Source organism: Natrialba sp. INN-245, from assembly GCF_009807105.1.
Classification (GTDB): domain Archaea; phylum Halobacteriota; class Halobacteria; order Halobacteriales; family Natrialbaceae; genus Natrarchaeobius; species Natrarchaeobius swarupiae.
The window spans coordinates 18,120-37,907 of record NZ_WUBV01000026.1 but is presented as its reverse complement, the minus strand read 5'-3'; the positions used below and the strand labels follow the sequence as shown (position 1 = coordinate 37,907).

Genomic DNA, 19,788 nt, shown 5'->3' with positions numbered 1-19,788 from the left:
TTCAGCGTCTGTTCGATTCTCGTTCAGCGTCTTTCCGGCTCGAGTTCGGGCAGAGACAGGAGTCGTCTACCGACGTCTCCCTGCATCCCGCCAGAACGGGCGTCGAACCTCGATCGATAGTGACATTTCGGTCTACCGATAACGGATGAAATAATGCGATACCGATTGCCGAACCGTCGATGCTGTTCGCCGCTCCGGGAGGTGACCGGGCGCGAATGATTCCAGCCGAGATCGAGATCGATCGCACGCTCCCCTCCGGGGGACGGGTCAAACACGCACTCCAGTCTTACGCCGAGCAAGCCGTCGGAGCAGACGCCGAGATCACACGCTTTCACCGCGTATTCTACCCCGTCTTTCGTGTCGAGTACGAGTACGAACGGTCCGGGCGACTCCCCTGGGGCGAGCAGACCGTCCGCGACGTGACACTGATCGACGGACTGTGGACCGACAATCACGGACCGCTCCAGCGATACCGGGCCGAAGCCGACTCCCTCGAGACGGTTTCACTCGCCGCGTACGACTTCGGCATTGACCGGGCGGGTCTCGGCCGATCTGTGTTGCTCGACTTCCAGGTGCCAACCCAGCGAGCGACCGCGTTGCTTCCGAACCGCCTCGAGGAGATCGCCGAGTCGAAAGCGTTTGCGGATCCATCGTCGGTCACGTCGTCGTTCGAAGAGCAGTTGACCGAGACGTTCGGCCTTCCCGACGACCTCGAGCCCGAATCGTTCCGCGGCGTCGCCGACGTGAGCCGACTGTACCTCCCCTTCTGGATCTGCGAGGTGTACCGGCCCGAGGGTCGGGATCTCATCGGTGCCGTGCGAACGGTCGACGACGCTCGAACCGACGGCGAGTCACCACACGACTGGCTCTCGGCATTCGTCCGCGAGGACAAGGCCCGACTCGCGCGGTACGCACACACGTCGATTCGACGGGCGATCGAGTCACCGTCACCGGACGGCACGACCGAGTCAGCCAGCGGCGGTGACGGGCCAGCCGGGGCGTCCGACTCGAATACTGCCGAGGAAGATACGAGCGAAGCCAACAGGGAGGAGACAGGAGTCGAACCGTCGGCTGGTTCTGAGCCCCAGACACAGCACGAGGAACCCGTACAGCCGGAGAACGCGGAACTCGACGCCGCGACGCTCGTCGATCCAAGTCCGGACCGATGTTTCGGCGACGTCGGCGGCATGGCCGACCTCGAGCGAACGCTGCGACGGTCGGTGATCGGCCCCGTCCAGCAACCCGAGACGTTTCGCGAGTACGGCCTCGATCCCGTCTCCGGAGTCTTGCTTCACGGCCCACCGGGCTGTGGGAAGACCTACGTTGCCGGTGCGCTCGCGGGCGAACTCGAGTACGCGTTCCTCGACGTGACACCGGCGGATCTCTCGAGTAAGTACATGGGGAAGCCGGCCGAAAACGTCCAGGACGCGTTCGCGATCGCCGAGGCCAACGCGCCCTGCGTGCTCTTTCTCGACGAGATCGACGCGATCGCGAGCGCCCGCGAAGATCAATCGAGTACGAGCGAACGCGGCATGGTCAACCAGCTGCTGACCGAACTCGAGGACGTCTCCGAGGACGTGCTGGTACTCGCCGCGACGAATCTTCTGGAGGACGTCGACGACGCCATCGTCCGAACGGGACGGTTCGACGAACACGTCGAGGTGCCACCGCCGGACGATCTCGCGCGCCGCGAAATCCTGCGAATCCACCTCGAGGGACGACCGCTTGCGGACGACCTCGACCTCGATCCAGTTGTCGACCGGACGGCGGGGTACGCGGCCAGCGACCTCGAGTACATCGCGACCGACGCCGCGCGGCGCGCGCTGCGGGACGGCGACGCGATCGGAACCGACCACGTCCTCGCCGCAGCCGAGGACGCGGAGTCGAGCGTTCCGGACTGGGCCGGTTCCGCGCTGGGCGACGGAAAAACGCTCACGCAGCCGGACGACGTCGATCTGAGCGCGCGATCGCTGGTGACGCCGAGCGTCGACAGACAGTTCGGCGACGTCGGCGGGATGGACGGGCTCAAGGACCGCCTCGAGGAGACGGTGATCGATCCACTCGAGAACGCAGGGCAGTACGCCGAGTACGGGCTGGGCGTGACGACCGGCGTCATGCTGTACGGTCCACCGGGCTGTGGAAAGACTCATATTGCGGGCGCGCTCGCGGGCGAACTCGACTTCGCGTTCCTCGACGTGACGCCCGCGGACCTGACGAGCAAGTGGATGGGCAAACCCGCCCGGAACGTCGCCGATCTCTTCGAGATCGCCCGACAGAACGCACCGTGTCTGGTCTTTCTCGACGAGATCGACGGCATCGCCAGCGCTCGCGGCGGGAGCGACGGAACCAGCCAGCGCCAGATGGTCAACCAGTTGCTCACCGAACTCGACGGCCTCGAGGACGAGGACGTCGTCGTCGTCGCCGCGACGAACCTCCTCTCGGACGTCGACGACGCCATCGTCCGCTCCGGACGGTTCGACGAGCGGATCGAAGTGCCGCCGCCGGACGCGACGGCGCGTCGAGAGATTCTCGAGGTCCACCTCCGGGGCCGGCCCGTCGCGGACGACTGTCGCTGGGACGACGTCGTCGAGTACACAGACGGCTACGCGGCGAGCGACCTCGCCTTGCTCGCGGACAACGCCGCCCGGAAGGCGATGCAAGCCGGCGACCAGGTTCGCGAACGACACCTCCTCGAGGGGGTTTCGGAGACGGCCTCGAGCATCGACGGCTGGTCGTAGGGATCGTCGTCAAAGTGCAGCGATTCTGTACACGAGACCAAGTGACGGTCCACAATCGGAGACCCGCCGCCGTAGCGGAGGCGGCACTCGACGTCAGAGTGCGTGGAACTCGATCGCCATCCCCTGACCATGGCCGACACACTCGGTGGCGAGTCCGAGTTCGGCGTCCCGTCGGCGCAGTTCGTGGAGCAGGCTCACAGGCAGTCGCGCGCCCGAGGCACCGAGCGGGTGGCCGAGCGCGATCGCCCCGCCGTTGACGTTGAAGACCGTGTCGTCGAAGCCGAGTTCGCGCTTGCAGTACAGCGTCTGCGAGGCGAAGGCTTCGTTCAACTCGACGAGGTCGTAGTCGTCGGGGTCGCGTCCGATCCGCTCCTCGAGTCGTCGAACGGCGTGGACCGGCCCCACGCCCATGATCGTGGGGTCGACGCCCGCGACCTCGTGATCGCCGACGACGGCCAGCGGCTCGAGCCCGCGCTCCTCGGCGAACGCGCGGCTGGTCACGAGCAGGGCTGCCGCCCCGTCGCTGATCTGCGAGGCGTTGCCGGGCGTGACGCTGCCGTCCTCGGCGAACACCGTCGGGAGGTCGCCGAGCGCCTCGAGGGACGTATCGGGCCGAATGCACTCGTCGGTGTCGACGACTGTCCCCTCGACGTCGATGGGGACGATCTCGTCGTCGAAGCGGCCTGCCTCGGTCGCTGCGGCTGCGCGTTCGTGGCTCCGGAGTGCGTACTCGTCCTGGTCCTCGCGGGAAACGTCGAACCGGTTGGCGACCGTCTCGGCGGTCGCACCCATCCCGAGCGACTCGAGGGCGTAGCGCTCGCCGAGGTCTGGGTGAACGTTGTCGACGTTGCCCTCGATGGCGACCCGACTCATGTTTTCGACGCCGCCGACGAGAAGACAGCGCCGCTGGCCGCTCGCGACGGCGTCGGCGGCGCGGGCGATCGCCGCCGCGGAGGAGGCACACCACCGGTTGATCGTCGCGCCGGGGACCGACTCGAGGCCGGCGAGCATCGCGACGACTCGCGCGAGGTTGTTCCCCTGTTCGGCACGCTGCTGGGCGACCCCCCACAGGAGGTCGTCGACGTCGGCACCCTCGAGGCCGGTGCGCTCGAGGATCGTTTCGACGAGCGGGACGGACAGATCCTCGCTGCGGACATCGGCGAATACGCCGCCCTCGCGGCCCTGTGGCGTTCGCACCGCTTCGACGACGACGGGCGTTGGCGTGTGCGCCGACATGGCTATCGTCCCTGTTCCGCCTCGATGGCGGCCCGAATCCCTTCGAGTGCGCGCTCGAGTTGCTCACGGGAGATCGACAGCGGCGGCTGGAGGCGGACGACGTTCTTGTGGTAGCCGCCGACGCCGGCGACGATCCGTTCCTCCTCGCGGAGGTACTCAGCAATAGCGGCGGCGAGTTTCGGTGCCGGCGCGGGGACGTCCGCGGGACCGGGACCGCGCTCGTCGGGAGCGACGATCTCGAGACCCCACATGAGTCCGCGGCCGCGAACGTCGCCGACGACATCATACTCGTCTGCCAGCGCGCCGAGGTGCTCGGCGAGCCACTCGCCCTGATCGCGCGCATTCGCGATGACGTCGTCCTCGAGACGGTCGATGGTGGCGAGTGCGGCGGCACAGCTGACCGGGTTGCCGCCGAACGTCGAGAGGTGGTCGCCGGACTCGAACGCGTCGGCGATCTCGGCCGACGCGGTAAACGCGCCGAGCGGGAGCCCGTTGGCGATCCCTTTCGCCTGCGTCAGAATGTCGGGCTCGACGTCGACGTGATCGACCGCCCAGAACTCGCCGGTCCGGCCGTAGCCGGTCTGGACCTCGTCGGCGATCAACACGCCACCGTAATCGCGGGCGATTTCGGCGACGCGCTCGAGGTAGTCCGCGGGCGGGACGATGATGCCGCCCTCGCCCATGACCGGTTCGACGACGACGGCGGCGATCTCGCCGCTGGTGTGGGTACCGATCGTATGCTCGAGGTCTGCGGCGGCGGCCGCCGCGAACGCTGCGTCGTCGAGTTCACGGTGTGGCGAGCGGTACTTGTCGGGTGCGGGGGCGTGCACCACGTCGTTGATCGTCGACCCCATCCCGTGTTTGTAGGCGTGGTTGCCGGTGAGCGCCAGGCTGCCGAGCGTGCGGCCGTGGAACCCCATCTCGAGGGCGACGACCTCCTGATTCCCGGTGTACTTCCGGGCGAGTTTGATCGCGCCCTCGACGGCCTCCGTCCCGGAGTTACAGAAGAACGACTTCTGTAAGTCGCCGGGGGTCAACTCTGCGAGCCGTTCCGCGAGCTCGGCGACGGGCTGGTTGGGGTGCACGTACGAACAGCCGTGGACGAACGTCTCGAGTTGCTCCGTCGCGGCTTCGACGACGGCCTCGTCGTTGTGGCCGAGGTTGGCGACGGAGATGCCCGAGAACAGGTCGAGGTACTCCGTGCCCTCGAAATCCTCGAGAGTGCAGTTCGATGCGCGCTCGACAGGCACGTTCAGCGACTTCCAGATCGGCATGACGTAGTCGTCGTAGGCCGTTTCGACGTCGGCGTTCGACGGCTCAGTAGGACTCTCTTGTTTCATAGTCTGGTAGCAGTTTACGCGATCTAAGTGAACATTGTTAAATAAAGGCAAAAAGCTATCGACGCAGCTTGCTATCAAATTTTGATATTATATCGAGTCTTTTACAAAGGTAATGCATCTGGTAGGGGTTTGAATACGTAGTTAGAGGTGATTGGCCGCCCTGTAGTTTAAGGACTGGAAACGCAATAGTTGATACAACTGTAATCCAGACCATGGCATCACATCACTCGGAGCCGATAGGTGGGGGGACGCTTCCGGCCCTGTTTTCTACGGCGCTCGCTCGGCGACCCGATCGGCTGGCACTCTGGGACGACACTGATTCGATCACGTACGGTGAACTCCACCGCCGATCGAACGCGCTGGCGAACGCGTTTCGCGACCTCGGAATTGGCCCCGAAAGGCGGGTCGCCACCGTCCTGTCGAACCGGCTCGAGGCACCGATCGTCGATATCGCCGTTTTCAAGGCGGGCGCGGTGCGGCTGCCAGTGAACCCGGCGCTCTCGAGCGACGAGATTGACCACATTCTCTCGGATGCGACACCCGCTGCCGTCGTCTGCGACGAGGCACAGATCGAACCCGTCGAGGAACTCCTCGCAGACCTGCCGACGCGACCGACGTGTATTGCCGTCGGTTCCGGCGATCCGCCCGCAGGGTGGCAAACTGCGAGCGCCCTCGAGGACGAGGCAAACGAGACTCCTCCTGACGTCTCAGTCTCGCCGGACGCGACCGCGGGCCACTTCTACACCGGCGGCACGACCGGCGAGCCAAAGGGCGTCCGCTACACGCAGGCTGCGCTGACGACGAACCTCCTCGCACACCACGCCGACCTCGGCTTTACGAGTACGGACACAGGACTCGTGGCGACGCCGGTTTCACACTCCGGCGGCACCTTTCTGCTGGCGGCGCTGCTCGCGGGCGGGACGGTCGGACTCCACCGGGAGTTCGACGAGCCGGCGTTCCTCGAGACAGTCGCGGACCGCGACGTGACCTGGACCTTCCTCGTCCCGACGATGCTCTACCGACTGCTCGAGGAACCGCTCGCGGAGTACGACCTCACCTCGCTCGAGAACGTAATCTACGGCGCTGCGCCGATCCGACCCGATCGACTGCGGGAGGCGCTCGAGCGGCTCGGCCCGATCTTCACCCAGTTTTACGGCCAGACCGAGGTTCCGAATCTCATCACGACGCTCGACCGCCGCGATCACGCCCGCGCACTCGAGGACGGCGACGATCGGTTGCTCCGGTCGGCGGGACAGCCGTGTCTGCTCTCGGACGTGACAATCGTCGATCCGGACACCGGTGAGGAGTGCGCGCCCGGCGAAGAGGGGGAACTCCTCGCGCGAGCGCCCTACGCCTTCGACGGCTACGTCGATCGGCCGGACGAGACGGCCGACGCGTTCGTCGACGGCTGGGTTCGAACCGGCGACATCGGTCGGATCGACGAGGACGGCTTCCTCTTCCTGTTGGATCGACGCAGCGACGTGGTCGTCACCGGCGGCATGAACGTCTACACCGCCGAGGTCGAGCGCGTCCTCGGCGAACACCCCGCCGTCACCGACGTCGCAGTGTTCGGCGTTCCCCACGAAGAGTGGGGCGAGGCAGTCCGTGCGGTCGTCGTTCCCCGCGAGGCCGAGGGAGCGGTCGACGTGGACGCTATCCTCGAGTACGCCGGGGAGCGCCTGGCGGGGTACAAGCGGCCGAAGTCCGTCGAGGTGGCTGCCGAACTGCCGACGACGTCGATCGGCAAAATCGACAAAGCGACGCTGCGCGACCGATACTGGTCGGACGAGGATCGACGGATCGGCTGACCCGTCCGCTACGTTTCGGAAGTCGTAGTGTCCGGCGTCCCGGACCGCTACGACAGCGCGGCCTCGACGTCCGCGAACGTCGCGTGCATCCGATCGACGACCTCGTCGGCGAGCTCCTCGTCGATCGTCAGCGGCGGCGTGATCAGAGTGTGGTCCCCGTACTGGCCGTCGACGTGGCCGCCGCCCGGATAGGTGACGATACCGTTGTCCAGTCCCGCCTCGAACAGCAGCGACTGGAACTCGCCGCCCGTCTCGGGGAGCGGTTCCTTCGTCTCGCGGTCGCCGACGAACTCGACGCCGAGCATCAGTCCCTTGCCGCGGACGTCGCCGACGAACTCGTACTCGCGGAACTCCTCGCAGCGCTCCCGGAGGTACGCACCGACTTCGCGGGCGTTCGCGACAAGGTTGTGTTCGTCCATGTACTCGAGGACGGCCGTCCCGATCGCGGCCGACGCCGGGTTGAAACAGAACGTGTGCCCGTGCTGGAATCCGTCCGCGACGTCCTCGAAGACCTCGGTGACGCGCCGGTGGGGCATCGTGCCGCCGATCGGCGAGTAGCCGCCGCTCATCCCCTTCGCGCCGGTGATGATGTCGGGCGTGACGTCCCAGTGTTCGATCGCGAAGTTCTCGCCGGTCCGGCCGAAGCCAGCCATGACCTCGTCGACGATAAAGAGGACATCGTACTCGTCGCAGATCTCGCGAATCCGCTCGAAGTAGCCGTCGTGGGGCGAGGCGGCGGCGTTGGCCGCGCCAGTCACAGGTTCGGCGATAAAGGCCGCGACCGTCTCCGGGCCCTCGTCCTGAATGAGGCGTTCGACGGCGTCGGCACACTCAAGGCCGCAGGCTCGGCCGCCGTCGCCGTCACAGCGCTCACAGCGATAGGGCGTCGCGCTCGGCGCTTTCGGGAAGTTCGCAAACAGCGGCTCCATCTTCGTCTTCCGGGCCGGAAAGCCCGACACCGCCATCGCGCCCGCGGTGTTGCCGTGGTAGCTCCGCCGGCGCGAGATTACCTTGTACTTGCCCTCGTTTCCGCGCTCGTAGTGGTACTGGCGGGCCAGCTTGATCGCGCTCTCGTTGGCCTCCGAGCCGCTCGAGACGAGCCACGTGTGCTCGAAGCCGTCGGGCGTAAACTCCGCGATCTTCTCGGTGTACTCCATCGCGGGCTCGTTCGCGAACAGCATGCTCGAGGTGTACTCGAGGCGCTCGATCTGTTCGTGGGCGGCGTCGGCGATTGCCTCGCGGCCGTGGCCGATGTTGACGTTCTGGTTGCCCGAAATCGCGTCGAGGTAGCGGTTGTCGTCGGCGTCCCAGACCCACGAGCCGTCGCCGCGGACGATGGTGACGTACTCTTTGGCGAACGCGCGCGGGAACATGCCGCCGAGTTCGGTGCCTGGCGTCGTAGACCGCTTTTGTCGGTCCTGATTTCGTGCTCGTTCGTTTGCAGTCATTGTGTATCGTGTCGGGTGGAATCGTCCTGAATCGATCGGAGTTCGTCCCAGTGCTCGCGGACGGTCTCGGTCCACTCGTCGAACTCGACCTCGTAGACGTAGTCGGTACCGCGAAGGACGACGTCAGCAGGGTCGATCGTGCGCAACATCGCGACCTCCGAACGCGTTGGCTCGGGCGTCGTTTCGACCTCGTCGGCGACGCGAAGGTCCCACTGAACCTCCTCGCGGACGTCCGCGACGGAGACGCCGGGATGGGTCGACTCGAGCACCATCTCGCCGTCGTCGTCGAAACCGAAGACGGCCATGTCCGTGACGACGGCACAGGGGCCGCCGCCGGCAAAGCCGAGTTCGTCGCGCTGGTCCGCGTGCTCGAGGTGGCCCGGGGCGGTGACGTAGTCGACATCGGTCGTGAACGCGCGTCGCTGCTGGCGCATCATCACGACGGTTCGGTCACAGGAGGTCATGATGTCGTTGCTGCCGCCGGAACCGGGCAGTCTGACTTTCGGCTGTTCGTACGTTTGGTCGCCGATGACGGCCGTCGAGTTCGTGTTGCCACGGCTGTCGATCTGGCCGGCACCGATGATGCCGACGTCGAATGCGCCACGCTGGTTGTCGACGAAGATTTCGCACTGGTCGGTTGCGATAAGCGCGTCGACGCCGAGGACGCTGTCCGAGATAGACTGGACGACGCCCGGCGGTACGGAGCCGACGTAGCCCGATTCGGCGACGAGCTGGCAGTTCGGCGCGTGGGTGTACTTCGCGAGCACGCCCGACATCAGCGACATGCCGACGCCGATGAACGCGGTCTCACCGTCGTCGATCTCGCGGGCGGCGGCGACGGCGAGCAGTTCCGTCGTCGTATAGTCGGCGGCCGTCTCGTGGGGTCGGTCGACACCGAGCGGGTTCGCGGGCTCGTCGGCGGTGCCTGTCGACTGTTCTGTCGCTGGCTCCGAGTCCGCCGTCGGCTTCGGCTGTTCACTCATGGGTCTCCTCCGCGTTCGCAGCGTCCGCAGGCGAGGTTCGGTCCCCCTCCGGAGCCGGGGCGTTGATCTCTCGTTCCATTCGCTCGAGCGTCGCGAGTCGCTCCTCGCCGATCCGCTCTATGTACTCCTCGTGGGGGCAGATCCACTCCTCGAGCCACTCGAGGAACTCCTCGCGATCCTGCGAGCGGAGGCCGTACTCCCGGTAGAAGGGGAGATCGGCGTAATACCGGCCGTAGCAGTGCCACGGGTGGGAGCCAAACGGTACCTCGGCGACCGCGTCGACCGCGTAGAACGGGATGCGGGTGAGCTCCGGGGCCTCCCGAATCTCGTCGGTCGGGACGAGTTCCTCGCAGGTGATGATCGTTTTCTCTGCGGCGCGAGCCTTGAGGTGATCGTTGACGACGTTGCCCCGAATCTGGGCGTTGCCGAGCGGATCGCACCGCTGCACGTGGATGATCGCGACGTCCGGCCGGGCCGCGGGGACGAGTGTAAGCGGATCGCCGGAGCCGAACGGGTCTTCGATCACCTCGAGGTCGTCGTTGTGCTCGGGGATGTCCGTCCCGAGCATCGACCGTGTGGGCACGAAGGGGACGTCCATCGCACCCGCGAGGAACATCAGCGACGAGCCGAAGTTCGACACGTCGCGCATCTCGAGGTGGTGTGGAACGCCGTTCTCGACGGCGTTTCTGATGTTGTGGCCCTGCGAGATGAGGCTCGTCCCGACCCAGGAGCCGACGTACTCGTCGACACAGCCCGCGCCGACCATGATGTCGAGCAGGGTGGTACGGGCGTCGTCCAGGACGGTCAGGCCCGTCTTTTCCTGACGGACGATCTCGCGAGCGGCCGCCTCGGGGTCGCGTCCGCCCATTCCGCCGAACGCGACGCTCGAGCCGTCTTCGACGTAGTCGTCGATAGCGGATTCGAGGTCCGTGACCTTCTCTCGGACGGGCGAGGTGTCATCGACTCGGTTCGATTCGTCACTGAAGTCCGTTACGTGTGTCATCGTGGTCTAAAAGGATCGTATTCGGCGTTCTCGACGGTGCGTGCGTGGTGGTCATCGATCTCTCGGATCGGGTGGGAAGCGAACTCCTCGAGTACCGACTCGAGGCCCTCCACGGCAGCCTCGAGGAGCAGTTCGCCGGTCTCGGCGGACGCAACGGTCGCGTCGCCCATGACGCCGGTCTCGGAGATCGTCGACCACCACTCCATCATCGTGACGGGCGTGGAGTCGTCGGGACGGCTCTCGCCGGCGAGATCGAGGTTGTTGAAGTGGCGGCTCTCCGGATAGGAAACGTCGCGGACGGCGGCGTCCATATCGACCCGGTCCGGGTACAGATGCATGTAGATCGACGTCTCCATCTCGCCGGCGTGGGCCGATCCCTGCGGGCCGGCCTCGCGAACGGCTGCAGCGACCTCGCGGACGTCCTCGAGTTGCCACCACGAGAGGAACGCACAGTGGACGTCGGGGTACTGGAGGATCACCTGGCGAGTAACGAGCTCGAGTAAGTGGTGGTTCGAGCCGTGGCCGTTGACGAGCAGGATCTTCTCGAAGCCGTGGTGGGAAAGTGAGACGCAGACGTCGATGACGTACTCGACGAAGGTGCGCCAGTCGATCGTGATCCCGCCCGGAAAGTCCATGTGGTGGGGCAGGTAGCCGTGGTCGATCGTCGGAAAGAGGAGGACGTCCTCGCGGGCGGCGGCTGCCGGCTCGCAGACTGCCTCGACGATCCGGCGGTCGACGTCGAGCGGGAGGTGTGGGCCGTGGTCTTCGGTCGCACCGACGGGGACGAGGACCGTCGCACCGTCTTCGGCCGCCGCGTCGATCTCCGGCCAGGTGCATTCGTCGTAGCGACGGGGCTCGTTTTCACGCTCACTCCCTCCACTCCCCTCACTCACTGTCGACCACCTCGTAGCCACACCACGCCATCGCGAGCAGCGCGAGCGCGAGGGTACACTCCTGGAGTTCGGCGACGGGGAGGGACTCGTCGGTGCCGTGAATGTTGTACGCGCCGGGGCCGAAACAGATCGCCGGCGTGTCGGCGTAGTTGACGAAAAAGCGACTGTCGATGCCGCCCGGGAAGCCCTTGGCGTGGCTCTCACGGTCGAGTTCGTCTTCGACGACGGCCTCGACGGTCCGGACGATCGGCTCGTCGGGATCGACCTTCGCCGAACGTCCGCGCCAGCCGAACCACTCGACCGCTGGCGGGTGTTCTTCGAGCCACGAATCTCCCGCGGCAGCCGCCTCGACGGTCGACTCGACGGCCTCGTGAATCTCCTCGCGCGTCTCCGCGGGGGCGTGTGAGATCCGCGCCTCGAGCGTCGCTTCGTCCGGCACGCTCGAGACCCACTCACCGCCGCGGATCGTCCCGAGGTTGAGCGAGACGGTGTGTTCGTGCCACTCCTCGAACAGGTCGTCGTGGACGGACTGCTTGCGCTCGTCGTGGAGGTCCTCGAGTGCGTGATAGATCGGCAGCAGCTTCGAGACGGCGTTGACGCCGGCGTCGGTTTCTGCGGCGTGTGCGCCCTTGCCCTCGACGGTTACCCGGAAGTACGAGACGCCGTCGTTGGCGATCCACGCGTCGAAGTCCGTCGGTTCGGGAATCACGACCGCGTCCGCGTTCGCGCCGACGCCCGCGAGGACGCTCGCGAGCGTCCCGCCGGCCCCACCGTACTCCTCCTCGATAACGGTGTTAATCGAGAGGTCACCGGCGAGTTCGACGCCGGCACGGTCGAGCGCCGCGAGTGCGTAGATCATCGCGGCGACGCCGCCTTTCATGTCGGAGGCACCACGGCCCAGCAGCCGTCCATCTTCGACGCGGCCGGCGAATGGGTCGAACGACCACGCCTCGCGGTCGCCTTCGGGGACGACGTCGACGTGCCCGTTGAACAGCAGGGATGGGCCGTCGTCCGATCCTGGCCGGGTCGCGAACAGGTTCGGCCGCCCCTCGTAGGGCGCTTCGGGTTCGACGTATTCGTCGTGGTCCGCAAGCCCTGCAACGTCGCCTGGATCGATTTCCTCGACCGTCAGACCGAGCGCCTCGAGGCGATCCCGGACCCGTTCCTGAACGGGGCCTTCGTTCCCGGGGACGCTCCGGATCCGGACGAGTTCCGCGGCGAAGTCGACGGCGTCGTCGGTTAGTGCTTCGACGGCGGTCCGAACGCGCTCGCGCGCGGCGGGATCGACCGTCCTCTCAGACGGGACCATTCGATCCCTCCGTTCGGCGTCGTAGATCGTGTCGTGCCATCGGTTGACAGTTGTCGTTAACAGTGTTAAGGTTTACGTCGAATCAATCTTATATATTTTTAGGTTAGTGCGTATATGACTACCAAGATTTATTATGGGGCCTGCCCTTTGTTATCCACGTACAATGAGAAACGGACGTACCAACGTGAACGCAGATGCCAATGGTCATGCTGTGTCGAACCGTAGCCGTCGCCGGGTGCTACGATCGATGGGAGGGGCTGGGGCGGTTGGGATCGCCGGGCTCGCAGGCTGTCTCGGTGGCGACGACGACTCCGATTCGGCAGACGACGCTGATTCGTCAGACGACGCATCGACCGACGGAGATCTTGCCGACTCGCTGGTGGTGCAGGTGGTCGGCGGTCACTACATCGACTCCTACCAGGAGGAGGTGTTTTCCGGATTCGAAGAAGAGTACGGCGTCGACGTCGAGGTCCACCAGATCAGCGACCAGTTCGACGGCTACACGCAAATACAGACCGGACAGTCCGACGCCGACGTGTCGATTACCTCGGCCAACACGCTGTACATGGGAGCAAACCAGGACGTCTGGGAGCCGATCGACACGTCCGCGCTCGAGAACTACGACTCCCTGCTCGAGACGTTCGAGAACCCGATCTACGACGCCGGTTCCGAGGTTCACGGGATCCCGACGGTGTACGGAACGGTCGGCATGGCGTACAACCGCGACGAACTCGGCGAGTTAGACTCGTGGGAGGCCTGTTGGGACGAGGCGAACGATGGTCGAATCACCATGCAGGGGACCGACTTCGTGCGCGTGTTTACGACCGCGCTCTATCTCGGGATGGATCCGAACGACATCCAGGTCGACGACTCCTACGAGGACGGGATCGAACAGATCTGGGATTCCGTGCGCGAGCAACAGGACCTCGTCTCGAACTACTGGACTACGGGTGACGAACACGTTCGGATGTATTCTGAAGGCGAGGCTTACGTCGGCGAGGCGTGGGGCGGACGGATCAAGGCGGCCGTCGAGGACGGCCACGATCACCTCGACTACGTCGTCCCGCAGGAAGGGGCCTACAGCTGGTCCGACAACTGGGTGATGGTGTCCGGAATCGACGACGCCACGCGTCGAACCGCGATGGCGTACTTCGATTACTTGCTCAGCGAGGACGTGATCGTGCCCCTCGCTGAGGCGCTTGGCTACCCGCCGGCCACCGACGCGACGTCCGACGTGATCGAGGACCTCTACGACTACGATCCGTCGGGTGGGGAGCGACTCACGTTCCTCGAGCCGGGCTACGAGGACGAACACTCCGACGAGTGGTCCGAGGAGTGGGAGAGTATCCAGTCGGCGTAGACGACACCGTCATTTATTATCAGCACCACCAGATACCATGGGATTTCTCGACATCGAAAACTTGCGAAAGGAGTTCGGTGACACCGTCGCCGTCGACGGAATCTCGCTGTCCGTCGAGGAGGGTGAGTTCGTCACCGTCGTCGGGCCGAGCGGCTGTGGCAAGACGACGACGCTGCTCAACATTGCGGGCCTCCAGCTTCCGACCGCCGGATCGATCCAGCTTCGTGGTCGTGATCTGACGAGTCTGCCGGCCTACGAACGCGACATCGGCGTCGTCTTTCAGGACTACGCACTCTTCCCCCACAAGACCGTCGCGGAGAATATCGCCTTCGGCCTGAAGATGCGCGGGGCCGACGAGGCCGAGCGCGAGGCGAAAGTCGAAGAGATGCTCTCGATCATCGACCTCGAGGGGTACGAAGACGTCTACCCCCACGAGTGCAGCGGGGGCGAACAGCAGCGGGTTGCCGTCGCCCGGGCGCTCGCGTTCGATCCGGACCTCGTATTGATGGACGAGCCGCTGTCGAACCTCGACAAGAAGCTCCGCGGGACGATGCGGACCGAACTCAAGCGCATCCAGCGCGAGACCGGCATCACGACGATCTACGTCACTCACAACCAGACCGAAGCGCTCTCGATGGGCGACCGGATCGCGGTGCTGAACGACGGGCGCATCGAACAGTTCGACGATCCGAAAGCGGCCTACGAACAGCCCACCTCGCCGTTCGTCGCGAACTTCCTCGGCACGTCGAGCCGAATCGACGGCGAACTCCGGCTCGAACCGGAGCCGAAGGTTCGGATGGGGAATGCGAGCGTCGCCGTCGAGGAACGGCCTGGCTTCGACGATGGCGACCGCGTCGCCGTGTTCGTCCGGACGGAACTCGCGTCGCTTCACGTGAGCCGTCCGTCGGAGGAGAACGCCTTCTCCGGCACGATACGTGATATCGATTACCAGGGGAGCGAAGCCGTCTACTTCGTTTCCGTCCCCGAGTTCGACGCTCCACTCCAGGTGAGCGACCGGGTAAGCGGGGCCACCCTCGATCCCGGCAACGAGGTCTGGGTGAGCGTCGATCCGTCCGACGTCATCTATACGTCGGTCGAGGGATCGACGGATGGCGCGCGACGGGAACAACTCGCCGTGGAGGGGCAATGAGCCACTCGAGGACCCCTCACGGCGAGACGACACACTGGGATCACGAACGACAGGAACTCTTCCGGGTACTCGAGCCCATCGCACGCGAGAACCTCGAAACCGTTCAGGAACGGATGCACGAGGCCGGTATCGACGCCCTGCTGCTCAATCGGTCCGACAACCTCCGGTATCTCACCGGATTCGGTCCGTACGACAGTTTCTCGCTGTCAGCCGAACACGGGGCGGTCGTCCCCCGCGAGGGGGAGCCGACGTTCGTCGCCGCGCCGCGACTGGCTGCGGATCTAGAGGACCGACACTGGCTCTCCGACGTCGTGTCGTTCTCGACGACCGACGACGAGGTCCCGGCGACGTTCGCGTCGGTGCTCGAAGAGCACGGCGCCGCAGACGGCGTCGTCGGCCTGGATCCCCATATGGAGTACCGGTTTGCCCGCGAACTCGAAGCGACGCTTCCGAGCGCCGACCTGCGCGATGCGGGCGAGTTGCTCTTTCGGGCGCGGACCACCAAGTCCGACGCGGAAATCGCGCTCATCGAGGAAGGGCTCTCGATCGCCGAACTGGCCATCGAGGCCGGCATCGAGGCAGTCGAAGTCGGCGTGCGCGAGTGCGAGGTCTCCGGCGCGATCATGGACGCGATGCTGTCGGCGGGCGCGGCCGGCGCCTACGCCCTCCCGGCGATCGTCAGTTCCGGCGTCAGATGGTCGCGCTGCCAGGAGTACCCGTCTCGAAAGCGTATCCGCCGGGGCGAGTTCGTCCAGCTCGACGAGGGCCCGATGTGGAAAGGCTACTACAGCGAACTGGCCCGCATGGCGTTCCCCGGGACGCCGTCGGACGAACAGCGATCGATGTACCAGGCCACGTTCGCTGCCCATCAGGCGGCGATCGACGCGATCGAGCCCGGCACGACCGGCCGGGAAGTGTACGAGGCCTCGCGTGCGGTCTTCGCCGAGTTCGGATACGAGGAGTGGATGACCGACGGCTACATCGGCCACGGGATCGGCGTCGTCGCCCACGAACCGCCGTACATCGGGCCGACCGATGACGTCCCACTCGAGGAGAACACGATCGTCATGATCGAACCCGGGCTATTCAGACGGGGTGTCGCCGGCGTCCGCTTCGAGGATATGGTGCTCGTTACCGACCGCGGCGCCGAGGTCCTCTCGCGAACCCCCCATCCGGACCATGAGAAATTCGTCTAAGGTGATCGAATGAGTAGCGAAACCGCACCTGCGACTGCAGACGATCGCGACCGAATCGGCTCGATCAAACACCGACTCATGGAGAACAGGCGGGTCGGTTACCTGCTGTCGCCGGGGTCCGGTCTGCTGTGGGTGCTGTTCTTCCTGTTCCTGCCGTTGACGATCATCGTCGCGTTCAGCTTCTTCCGGGCCGGCGAGTTCGGTACGATCATCTACGAACCAACGCTCGAGAACTACCAGCGATTCGTCGAAGGATCGGTCTACCAGCGGGTGATCCTCCGGTCGCTGCTGGTCGGGATGGCGACGACACTGATCGTGTTGCCGTTTGGCTACACGCTCGGTTACTTCCTGGGACGAACGAAGAGCCGCTGGACGCCGATCCTGCTCGGTCTCGTCGTCGTCCAGTTCTGGGTGCCGCTCGTGATCCGAACCTACGCCTGGATTCCGATTCTGGGTCGCCAGGGGATCATCAACGATTTCCTGCTGTGGATCGGCGTCATCAGCGAGCCGATCGTGATCCTCTACACCACGCACGGCATGCTGCTCGGCCTGGCAGTGAGCATTATGCCGTTTATGGTGTTGCCGGTGTACTCCATCGTCAGCACGATCGACGAGGAGGTCATTCAGGCGGCGAAGACGCTCGGCGCGAGCGACGCGCGGGCGTTCTGGGAGGTGACGTTCCCGCTTTCCTGGCCGGGCGTTGTCTCCGGAATCCTCTTTACGTTCATCCTCTCGGCGGGCGCCTACCTCGCACCCGAACTGCTCGGGGGAACCGGCGACCGGCTGATCGCGCCCGTCATCGAGACAGTGTTCACGAGTGACTTCAACTGGCCGTTCGCGGCGACGCTGTCACTCATCTACGTGGCGCTGATCGTCGGTGTGCTCTATCTGTTCAGCCGGAAAGCCGACCTCGAGGAAGCACTGGAGGGGACCCAGCTATGAGCATCCGCGAGTACACACCCAGGCTCAAAACGTCCTGGAACTGGCAGGCGATCAAGCTCGTCGCGGCGCTGGTCTACCTGAGCATGTTCCTGCCGCTGCTCGTCGTCGTCGTCAACTCCTTCAGCGCCCAGCGGATCGCGACGTTCCCGCCGGACAGTTTCACGCTGTACTGGTACGGGGAGTTCTTCGCGGACGAGGCGTTCATCAGCGCCGTCTGGGTGAGCACGAAAGTCGGCGTCGCCGCCGCCGTACTGGCGGGGACGATCGGAACGCTCACCGCGATGGGATTCGTTCGAAAGCCGTTCCCCGCAAAGAAGGCGCTCTCGATCGCACTCCTGACGCCGATGATCGTGCCGCCGGTCATCGTCGGCGTCGCGGCGACGATCTTCTTCGCCGAGATCGGCTGGGACCGCAGCATCTGGTGGCTGATCGTGATGCACACCCTGCTCGCGCTGCCGTACGCGTTCCTGATCGTCCGCAGTCGCCTCTTCCTCTTCGACGAGACGCTCGAGGACGCGGCGATGACCCTCGGCGCGGATCGGGTCACGACGTTCAGAGAAGTGACGCTACCGTTAGTCGCGCCGGCGATCGTCACGGCGATGGTCCTATCGTTCGTGATCTCGTTCGGCGAGTTCACCGCGACCCAGTTCTGGGTGCAACGGGAGACGACCACCGTCCCGGTCGTGATCTACTCGATGGTGCGGACCACGATCACGCCGAAGGTGAACGTCCTCGCGACGCTCGTGCTCGTGGTGACGATCGCCGTACCGATCCTCGCGGTGGCGCTCCAGCGGTGGCTGACCCACGGGGAAAACTAATCGCATCCCGTCGCGATTCGGTGCCGGGCTGTTCGGCGCTACTCGGCGTCGAGTAGTTCGAATATGGCTGGATCGGTCCTGAACTTCAACAGATTGTGGACGACCGAATTGCGGACGTTCGAGACGACGTCGCCGTAGTCCCGGTAGAACTCGTGGATCCACTTCGATTCCGCTTCGCGGGTTCGGAACATCATGATCGTCTTCCACTGGTACTCCCCGTTCGAGATGAAGTACATCAGGGTGTGTTTGTCGTCCATGATGTACTCCATCGCTTCCTCCCAGTGTTCGTCGAAGTGTTCCGGATTGAACTTGAACTCGAAGAGGGCGAAGTTGTAGAACTGCTCGTTCGGCAAGATTGCCTCGCGGAAGACGTCGTTTTCCCGCATCTGTCGGATCGTCTCGCTGACCGTCACGTGCGAGACGTCGATGTCGTGGTTCTCCTCGAGCAGATTCGCCAGTTCCCGACTCGAGATCTGGGGATCCGCCGCGAGCTCCCGGAGTATCTTCAGATCGCGCTCTTTGAACTCCCAGTCGACGCCATCCGGTTGTGGCTCCTCGCCCATACTGATGGTTCACCGAGGGCAGGCATATTTACGTTCCGTTCGGGACGTCGTCGGAACTCTGATCGGCGTTCGTGGTGTTCTAGCTGGCCGCCCAGCCCAGGACAACGACCGCCGAGTTGTCCGTTCGATCGTCGACTTGCCGTCAGTCGTCCCGGTCGATCGCAAACGTTTCACCCAGTGGTACGACTAGGTAGTACATGGTCGATCGAGTGGTTATCTACCGTGCTCCCTCGACTGTCGCCGACGTCGATCAGGTCGCGGAGTGGCTCGAGGAGCGAGTCGACGCCGAGATACCCGTCAGAGAGCGGTTTCTCGAGTGCCACCGAACCGAGGACCTCCCCGAACGGTTCGCCGAGGCGCGGGTGACGTCCCCGTACGATCGTGCGACCGGGAACACGATGCTGGGGACGATTCGGTACGAACAACGAGCGCTCGAGAATCCAGAACGAGAGGGCGGTGTCCTCTACGATGGCGTCCAGATTCAGCGCGCGCTCAACGCCGCGCTTCCGCCGGAGGAACGCGACCTCGAGATCGTCCACGTCGCCGTCCTCGACCGGGCGATCGGAACGTGGGGCGACCACGACGGGCGCTGGCACAAGCGAGTGAACGTCCTCGGCCAGCCCGCAGTGATCTCCGTTCCCGGGCTCTACGAAGCACCAGCTAAACCCGGGGAGTACTACAAGGAAAAGCAACGACACGCCCTGCTCTCCGGTGACACGCCGCCACGGGAAGTACTCGAAAACCAGGTCGACGGCGAGTTCCTGATCGAGAACGACCCGCGGACGACCGATGCCCTGAAGGGGTACGTCCTGCAGGCGTATCACTACCTCGAGACCGGCGAGGGGTTCTGTGACCGGGAGGAGTGTCGTCTGTTCAACGCTCACTACCACGAGGATCTGATCGACGCACAGTTACGCGAGCCAGAGTTTTGCTCCGAGCACGCGCAACTGTACGGACGCGGATAGTCGATCTCGTTCGTATCGAGGTCCGTCATTCCGGCG

Annotated in this window: 16 protein-coding genes; 8 read left to right on the top strand and 8 right to left on the bottom strand. The window is 65.0% G+C overall.

Going from position 1 to position 19,788, the window contains the following annotated elements; all coding sequences use genetic code 11:
* The first annotated feature begins 215 nt into the window (after positions 1 to 215).
* Positions 216 to 2,738: an ATP-binding protein gene (locus GRS80_RS08660; RefSeq protein ID WP_160047192.1), complete on the top strand. Its 2,523-nt coding sequence runs from the start codon at positions 216 to 218 to the stop codon at positions 2,736 to 2,738.
* A 93-nt stretch (positions 2,739 to 2,831) separates the two neighbouring features.
* Here GRS80_RS08660 and GRS80_RS08655 read toward each other — a convergent pair whose 3' ends face one another.
* Positions 2,832 to 3,974, bottom strand: coding sequence for a thiolase family protein (locus tag GRS80_RS08655; protein WP_160047191.1), 1,143 nt, complete (start codon positions 3,972 to 3,974; stop codon positions 2,832 to 2,834).
* Between the two features lie 2 nt (positions 3,975 to 3,976).
* Positions 3,977 to 5,314, bottom strand: coding sequence for an aspartate aminotransferase family protein (locus GRS80_RS08650; protein WP_160047190.1), 1,338 nt, complete (start codon positions 5,312 to 5,314; stop codon positions 3,977 to 3,979).
* 212 nt (positions 5,315 to 5,526) lie between these two features.
* Here GRS80_RS08650 and GRS80_RS08645 point away from each other — a divergent pair, with 212 nt between their 5' ends.
* Positions 5,527 to 7,122: an AMP-binding protein gene (locus GRS80_RS08645; protein ID WP_160047189.1), complete on the top strand. Its 1,596-nt coding sequence runs from the start codon at positions 5,527 to 5,529 to the stop codon at positions 7,120 to 7,122.
* Between the two features lie 47 nt (positions 7,123 to 7,169).
* Here GRS80_RS08645 and GRS80_RS08640 read toward each other — a convergent pair whose 3' ends face one another.
* The 5 genes from GRS80_RS08640 to GRS80_RS08620 are packed head-to-tail and all read right to left on the bottom strand — an operon-like array spanning position 7,170 to position 12,758.
* Positions 7,170 to 8,570, bottom strand: a complete 1,401-nt coding sequence (locus GRS80_RS08640) for an aspartate aminotransferase family protein (protein WP_160047188.1) — start codon at positions 8,568 to 8,570, stop codon at positions 7,170 to 7,172.
* Positions 8,567 to 9,553: a CoA-transferase gene (locus GRS80_RS08635; protein WP_160047187.1), complete on the bottom strand. Its 987-nt coding sequence runs from the start codon at positions 9,551 to 9,553 to the stop codon at positions 8,567 to 8,569. The genes GRS80_RS08640 and GRS80_RS08635 overlap by 4 nt, the downstream gene beginning before the upstream one ends.
* On the bottom strand, positions 9,546 to 10,556 hold the full coding sequence (locus GRS80_RS08630; protein ID WP_160047186.1) for a CoA-transferase: 1,011 nt from the start codon (positions 10,554 to 10,556) through the stop codon (positions 9,546 to 9,548). The genes GRS80_RS08635 and GRS80_RS08630 overlap by 8 nt, the downstream gene beginning before the upstream one ends.
* On the bottom strand, positions 10,553 to 11,449 hold the full coding sequence (locus GRS80_RS08625; protein WP_160047185.1) for a creatininase family protein: 897 nt from the start codon (positions 11,447 to 11,449) through the stop codon (positions 10,553 to 10,555). Before GRS80_RS08625 ends, GRS80_RS08630 begins: the two co-directional genes overlap by 4 nt.
* Positions 11,442 to 12,758, bottom strand: a complete 1,317-nt coding sequence (locus GRS80_RS08620; RefSeq protein WP_160047184.1) for an ArgE/DapE family deacylase — start codon at positions 12,756 to 12,758, stop codon at positions 11,442 to 11,444. The genes GRS80_RS08625 and GRS80_RS08620 overlap by 8 nt, the downstream gene beginning before the upstream one ends.
* 247 nt (positions 12,759 to 13,005) lie before the next feature.
* On the opposite strand from GRS80_RS08620, the gene GRS80_RS08615 reads away from it, so the two are divergent.
* From GRS80_RS08615 to GRS80_RS08595, 5 genes are read left to right on the top strand one after another with little or no spacing between them, the layout of a single operon-like run.
* A complete protein-coding gene (locus tag GRS80_RS08615; protein WP_160047183.1) occupies positions 13,006 to 14,118 on the top strand; it encodes a PotD/PotF family extracellular solute-binding protein in 1,113 nt (370 codons plus the stop codon).
* A gap of 37 nt (positions 14,119 to 14,155) precedes the next feature.
* Positions 14,156 to 15,268: an ABC transporter ATP-binding protein gene (locus tag GRS80_RS08610; RefSeq protein WP_160047182.1), complete on the top strand. Its 1,113-nt coding sequence runs from the start codon at positions 14,156 to 14,158 to the stop codon at positions 15,266 to 15,268.
* The gene (locus GRS80_RS08605) at positions 15,265 to 16,464 is read left to right on the top strand and encodes a Xaa-Pro peptidase family protein (RefSeq protein ID WP_160047181.1); all 1,200 of its coding nucleotides are present in this window, start codon (positions 15,265 to 15,267) and stop codon (positions 16,462 to 16,464) included. The genes GRS80_RS08610 and GRS80_RS08605 overlap by 4 nt, the downstream gene beginning before the upstream one ends.
* 9 nt (positions 16,465 to 16,473) lie before the next feature.
* Positions 16,474 to 17,406: an ABC transporter permease gene (locus GRS80_RS08600; RefSeq protein WP_160047180.1), complete on the top strand. Its 933-nt coding sequence runs from the start codon at positions 16,474 to 16,476 to the stop codon at positions 17,404 to 17,406.
* Complete coding sequence (locus tag GRS80_RS08595) at positions 17,403 to 18,224, top strand: ABC transporter permease (protein ID WP_160047179.1); 822 nt, start codon at positions 17,403 to 17,405, stop codon at positions 18,222 to 18,224. The genes GRS80_RS08600 and GRS80_RS08595 overlap by 4 nt, the downstream gene beginning before the upstream one ends.
* A 38-nt stretch (positions 18,225 to 18,262) precedes the next feature.
* Here the strand turns inward: GRS80_RS08595 and GRS80_RS08590 are convergent, their stop codons facing one another.
* Positions 18,263 to 18,787, bottom strand: coding sequence for a winged helix-turn-helix transcriptional regulator (locus GRS80_RS08590; protein ID WP_160047178.1), 525 nt, complete (start codon positions 18,785 to 18,787; stop codon positions 18,263 to 18,265).
* 197 nt (positions 18,788 to 18,984) lie between these two features.
* On the opposite strand from GRS80_RS08590, the gene GRS80_RS08585 reads away from it, so the two are divergent.
* Complete coding sequence (locus GRS80_RS08585) at positions 18,985 to 19,752, top strand: DUF6775 family putative metallopeptidase (RefSeq protein ID WP_160047177.1); 768 nt, start codon at positions 18,985 to 18,987, stop codon at positions 19,750 to 19,752.
* Positions 19,753 to 19,788 lie beyond the last annotated feature (36 nt).